We start from the raw sequence: 5901 nt of genomic DNA on the forward strand, positions 1-5901 counted from the left end.
TCGCGCAATGGCGCGACGGCGACACGCCGGTGTTCGTGCCGAGCGCGGCGCTCGGCAGCGCGGTGGCGGTCGGTGTCGACGAGGCCGTGCAGGCGCTCGCCTGGTTGAACGGTGAAACGATGGCGCGGCCGGACCGCTTGGCGCGGTTGGGCGCGGTGAAGGGCACAACCGCGGGCACAACGGCGGGCGCAACGACGGGCCCATGAGCCGGCTGCGGCTCGCCGCATTCGGCTACCCGGATCACGCGTATCGCGTGACCATCCAGACCCCGAGCAGAATCACCAGCGCGCCCGCCACCTGCATCGGCCGCAGCAAGTGCTCGTGCAGCGCCGTGAACGACAGCACCACGAGCATCGAGATCGCGACCATCGTCGGGTAGGCGACGCCGAGCGTCGTCTTGCGCAACGCGATCGCATACAGCACGAACCCCACGCCGTACGAGCCGACGGCCGCGGCGCGCGCGATCCACGGCAGCAGGCTCGATTCGCCGAGCGCGATCCCCTTGAGCGCCGCCATCCGCAGCAGCACGCTCGCCAGGCCGCCGAACGCGCCGCTTGCCACCACGATCCATCCGTTCATCGCACCGTCTCCGCCACACTCGCGCCCTGGCGCCGTTCGCGGTAAACCGGGCTCGCTTCGCCCCGGGCGTCCGCGCCTTCGCCGAAAATCGCGCTGAACCGGCGCGCGCCATGCAAGGCGATCAGCACGATCGCGGGAAACGCGACGGAAAAGTTGCGCGCCTCGTCCCGGAAGCCGAAGAACAGGAACAGCACGCTCACCGGCAGGAACGCGCCGAGGAAATAGCGGCGATAGCGCGGCGGCGTCTCGCGCCAGGCGGCTCGGAAAAACACGGCCAGCGGCACGAGCATCAGCGGATTCTCGAGGCTCGGCGTGAAGATGCCCTTGCCGATCAGGTTGTAGAACGACAGATACGACACCGGATTCAGCCAGAACTTCAGGTTGTCCCACACGTGGAATTCGACGAAGCCGCCCGCATTCGCGGCATAGCCGCTCATGATGAACAGCCGGGCGACGAAGCAGATGGCGAGGTGCACGGCCAGCCAGGCAAGCCGCTTCGACACGGCGACGTCCCGGTCATGCAGGAAGAACAGGCCCAGCGGAACGAGAAAGAACGTTTCCTTGTTCAGCGCGAAGATCGCGATCGTCAGCGTGCAGAGCAGCATGCGGTTCTTCAGCACGCAATAGCACGCGCCCAGCGCACCGAACAGCTCGAACAGATCGTAGTAATAGCCGCCCTGCTGGAACGTCAGCGGATAGAGCAGGCTGAAGGCGGCGAGAAACCCGACCGACTGCCCGAAGTTCAGCCCGTGCAGCCTGGCCAGCCGGTAGACCAGCAGCAGCGCGAACAGCGTCGACAGGATGATCGCGATGTAGGTCAGGTGATAGACGAGCGCCGCGACCGGCGTCCAGTAGGCGGCCGGCACGTCGGAGAAATAGGCCTTGCGCAGCGAGTCGTGCCGCGAGATCGATTTGAACAGCTTGTCCCGCGTGGCCGGGGAAAGCTGCTCGGCCAGCCACTTCGCGCCCTTCGGGAACGACGAGCGGTAGACGTACGGCTTGGGCGCATCGCCGTTCATCATGCCGACCAGGCTGTAGCTGGTTGCGAAATTGCCCTTCTGATCGTCGCGGAAGCCCCATTTCAGCAGCACGCTGTTGGTGATGTTTCCGGCGCAGACGAACAGCAGGACATAGACGATGGCGAAGCGGCAGAACGCCTTCACGCGGTTTCGGTTCTTTTCCGTCATGGATACCAATAGCAAGTGCGCGCCGCTCAGGGCGCCGGAAGAAAATGAGCGGCCAGCATGCACGCCACCATGGCGCAAAGCAGGCCGAGACTGCCTCGGCTCTTGATCACGTACACGATCGGGTCGTCATCCATCTCGCCGCGCACCGTCTTGATCCAGAGGTGCCCGAACAGATAGATCAGACCGACCTGCACGAACCAGAGCAGATACGGCAACGTGTAGCGCTCGGCGGTTTCCGGCGCGTTGATGAACAGACCGAACACCACCACCGCGGCCAGCGACGCGCCGATGCCGAACGGCCACAGCACCTCGAGATCGCCGACGCGATAGTCGCGGCCCGCCGAGGTCTGCTTGCCGCTCCTGCGCAGCAGCACCAGCTCGGAGCAGCGCTTCACGAGCGCGAGGCTCAGGAACGCGAACACGGAGAACGCGAGCAGCCAATGGCTGACCGCGAGGCGCACCGCGACGGCGCCCGCCAGGATCCGGAACGTGTACAGCAGCGACAGCACGACCACGTCGAGCAGCACGACCGATTTCAGATGCCAGCTGTAGGACGTGGTCAGCAGCAGATACAGCACGAACATGCCGGCAAACTGCGGCGATACCGCCAGCGCCAGCCCGAACGCCAGCGCCAGCAGGGCAATGGCGCACGCGACGCCCTGCCCGATCGACAGCGCGCCCCTGGCGAACGGCCGGTTGCGCTTGCGCGGATGCCGGCGATCGTTGTCGAGATCCCAGAGATCGTTGCCGATATACGTGGCCGATGCGCCCAGCGACATCGAGAGAAACGCCAGGGCGAGCGTGGCCACCTTGTCGGCGTCGAAAAACGCGAAGGCCGTCAACAGCGGCACGAACAGCAGCAGGTTCTTCAGCCACTGATGGAGGCGCAGCGCCCGGCCCCAGGTGGCGAGGCTCGCGCGCGCGTTCGAGAATTCCTGCTCGACCGGGATGCTGCTGCGCACGTTGGCGGCCACGGCCGGCGCAACGCCGGCCAGCACCGCCGCCTTCGCGCCGGCCCAGACCGGCAGGTCGGCCTTGCTGTCGCCGGCGTAGACGAAATCGTCGCCGACATGCTGCCTGATGCCGGCGAGCTTGGTTTCGCCCTTGAGGTTCGTTTCGCCGTTGGTGGCGATCACGAGATCGAACAAGCCCAGATGCTCGCCCACGCGCTCGGCGATCGAACGATGCGCGGCCGTGGCGAGCACGATCTTGCGGCCCCCTTCGCGCTCGCGCGCCAGGTAGTCGATCAGCGGTTCGCGATAGGGCAGCGTGTCGGCCTGAAAATCGGCATGCGCGGCAATCCTGGCCTTGAAGGCCGCCCGGCCGCCCGTCAGCCAGAACGGCAGGAACAGCAGATTGGCGGGCCGGGATTTGACCGCGCCGACCAGGGTTTCCATCAGGGTATCGGAAGGGGTCAGCGTGCCGTCGAGATCGACGACCAGCGGTAATTCTCTAGTCTCTCGCATGAGTCCGAATTCGGTTTTTCCGCCCGATTACAGGCCGGTAATGGGCTGAAATCTATATTTCCCGGCATTCTACCGTTCAACCTCATCCGGTTTTACGGCAATCGAGCCGATTTCTTCAGCACAATGAACGACCGCGTCAGGACTCCGGCTGCGTGGTTTTTCAATTTTTCGAGCGGGTAGCGGGCGTTGCGGCCGATATCGCCGTGGATCGCGACGCGAAAGCACCCACGTCATTCTCGCGGGCAAGCGGCTGCGGCATCGAACCGCGAGCGGCACGACGGCGATTCGAGGTTGAACCGGTTGCGGCGGTGGGGTGCGTGCGGGCCGGCTCGTTCAGCGTCCGGCCGCACCGTAGCCCGACGAGAACCCGCTGCTCGAGACGCCGCCGCCGTTCGAAAAGCCGCTTTCGCCTGACAACCCGCCGCCATTCGAGAAGCCGCCGCCGTTCGACAACCCGTTCCCGCCAGACAACCCGCCGCTGCCCGAAAACCCGCCGTCGCTCGACAATCCGCCGCCGGAAAAACCGCCGTTCGAGAACGCGCCCGTCCCCGAGAAACCCGCGCCATCGACGGCGCTCCCGCCGCCATCCACATCCCCGAACGGATCGTCCGCGTCCTTCCCGTCGACGCCCGACGCCGGCTGCCCGTTCACCGTCACGGCCCCGCCGGCCGGCACCGGCACCGCGCCGCCCCCCGGCCCCACCGCCCCGCCCAGCGCGCCGGCCGGCCGGTTCGCCCGTTCCGGCGAATTCGCGACGAACACCCAGCGCGTATAGCGGCGCTGATTCTCGAAGCCAATGAATTCCTTCGGAAACTGCTTGATCTGGATCGGCCGCGCGCGCGACGCGCTATGGATGCCGACGATGCCCTGCCCGTCCGGCGAACGGATCAGCACCCAGTCGGCCCGGCCCGTCAGCGGATCGGCGTAGATGCGGCGCAGGTGCCGCGTGGGGTTCGGAAAGCGCGGGTCGTGCACCAGATCGTCGAGCGTGCGCGGCGCGCGCGGCAGGCCGGCCGGCGTGCTGTCCGCGTAGCTGAGCAGCGCGCGCTGGAACGCGTCGCCCACGTCGAGCAGCGCGCGCTCGGCCATGCGCCGCTGATAGAGCGCGCCGATCTGGATCGTGGCGGCAGCCGCCACCGCGATGATCGCGATGCCGATCAGCAACGCGATATACGCATAGCCGCGCTGCCGGGCGCGGCGGCGGCCGCGAGTCGAGCCGCAAATCGGATCGCGCGTGCGACGGCGTGGCCCTGTCGTCATAACGAATCGAACGGCCGCCCGTCCTGCGTGGCGCCCTGCGCGCCGCTCTTGAGATCGTAGACCTTGCCCGGGAACTGCTCCTCCGGCGCGATGATCTGCCACGCGGTGGAACTGTCCGCCACCGGATCGAACGGCAGCGCGCGCAGGTAGTGCCTGTCGACGAGTTCCTGCAGCGAATCCGGGTAGCGCCCCGCATCGCCGTAGAACGCGTCGATCGCGTCGCGCGTCGCGTGCAGGTTCTCGGCGAGGATCTTCTCCTTGGACGCGTCGATCGAATGGAAATACTGCGGCAGCGCGATCGTCAGCATCAGCGCGATGATCGACAGCACCAGCAGCAGCTCGATCAGCGTGAAGCCGCGGCGGCGGCGCATCGGAGGCAGTGTCATCGCCGTCACCAGTTGCGGTAGGGAACGCCGTTCAGGCCGACGCCCTTCGACAGCGAATAGACGTCGTAGACGTCGTCGCCCTCCTGCGGATCGTCGGGTTCGCTCGAATAGGCGCGCTTGCCCCAGGTGTCGGCGGCATCGAGCGTGGCGTCGCGGTTCATCGGATCGCGCGGCAGCCGGCGCAGGAAATAGAGCTTGCGGCCCTTGAGGTCGGTCTGGTCCTTGACGCCGTCCACCAGCACGGCGAGCTTCGGCGGGTAGCCCGAGCTGCCGCTCTCGACGGGAATCCGCCCGTCCTTGCCGGCCGTCCTGTAGGCGTCGAGCGCGGCGCGGATCTGCTGCAGCGCCTCGCGCAGTTCCTGCTCGCGCTCGCGCTGGCGCATGACCTGCGCAACCGGCACCGTCATGCTGGCCAGCACGCCGAGAATCGCGAGCGTGACGAGCAGCTCGATCAGCGTGAAGCCGGCCGCCGCGGGCCGGCCCGGCCCGGCCCGCCGCCACGCGAGGGAAGCACGCGGCGCGCCCATCATGGCCTCGGATCGATGCCGAGCGTGTACGCCGACGGCGTCGCCAGCGTGATCGGCCCGCCGGTCAGGCCCACGAACGCGCCGGGCTGCACCTTGATCGCGGTCTGCGAGGCCGGCGCGAGCGCCTTGAACGTCAGCACCGCGTAGGTGCCGGTGGCGGCCGCGCCCATGCCGCCCTGCACGGCGTCCGACAGTTGCACCTGGCCCGCGCCCACGCGGCTCGAGAACGTGGTCGGCGTGCCGCCCTGCTTCATGAAATCGCCCTCGCTGACGCCGACGAACTGCAGCTTCGTCGCATCGAAACTCACCGTCGACGATGCGCTCGCCACCGGCTGATCGGCCGACAGCGTCAGCGACACGGTGACCGAATCGCCGGTCTTGACGAGCGGCGGCCCGTCCACGGTCATCTGCGCGGTGCCGACGGTCGCACCCACGCCGGGCGCGGCCAGCCCGTCGCCGGCCAGCGCCCCCGCGCCATAGGCGCCGCCGTAGCCGC

7 protein-coding genes and 1 pseudogene are annotated in these 5901 nt (G+C 67.8%); 1 reads left to right on the forward strand and 7 read right to left on the reverse strand.

Translation table 11 applies throughout. The features are described 5' to 3' along the window. Positions 1-206, forward strand: a pseudogene (locus tag G3N92_RS29505) (hypothetical protein); the annotation flags it as partial. 34 nt (positions 207-240) lie between these two features. Here G3N92_RS29505 and G3N92_RS29510 read toward each other — a convergent pair. The 7 genes from G3N92_RS29510 to G3N92_RS29540 all read right to left on the reverse strand — a co-directional run. Beyond that, positions 241-579: a small multidrug resistance protein gene (locus tag G3N92_RS29510; RefSeq protein WP_206131105.1), complete on the reverse strand. Its 339-nt coding sequence runs from the start codon at positions 577-579 to the stop codon at positions 241-243. Further along, positions 576-1766, reverse strand: a complete 1191-nt coding sequence (locus tag G3N92_RS29515) for a hypothetical protein (RefSeq protein ID WP_241015094.1) — start codon at positions 1764-1766, stop codon at positions 576-578. The genes G3N92_RS29510 and G3N92_RS29515 overlap by 4 nt, the downstream gene beginning before the upstream one ends. 26 nt (positions 1767-1792) lie before the next feature. Further along, positions 1793-3232, reverse strand: a complete 1440-nt coding sequence (locus G3N92_RS29520) for a UbiA family prenyltransferase (RefSeq protein ID WP_206131106.1) — start codon at positions 3230-3232, stop codon at positions 1793-1795. A 333-nt stretch (positions 3233-3565) separates the two neighbouring features. Next, entirely contained in the window at positions 3566-4492 is a 927-nt protein-coding gene (locus G3N92_RS29525; RefSeq protein ID WP_206131107.1) for a hypothetical protein, read from the reverse strand. Then, positions 4489-4878: a type II secretion system protein gene (locus G3N92_RS29530; RefSeq protein WP_241015095.1), complete on the reverse strand. Its 390-nt coding sequence runs from the start codon at positions 4876-4878 to the stop codon at positions 4489-4491. Before G3N92_RS29530 ends, G3N92_RS29525 begins: the two co-directional genes overlap by 4 nt. Before the next feature lie 5 nt (positions 4879-4883). Next, positions 4884-5408 carry a type II secretion system protein gene (locus G3N92_RS29535; protein ID WP_241015096.1) on the reverse strand — a complete coding sequence of 175 codons (525 nt, stop codon included), beginning with the start codon at positions 5406-5408 and terminating at the stop codon, positions 4884-4886. Then, positions 5405-5901, reverse strand: a 497-nt coding sequence (locus G3N92_RS29540; protein WP_241015097.1) for a cohesin domain-containing protein, incomplete at its 5' end; no start/stop codon positions are given. The genes G3N92_RS29540 and G3N92_RS29535, both read right to left, overlap by 4 nt.

Source organism: Burkholderia sp. Ac-20379, assembly GCF_017104645.1.
Taxonomy (GTDB): domain Bacteria; phylum Pseudomonadota; class Gammaproteobacteria; order Burkholderiales; family Burkholderiaceae; genus Burkholderia.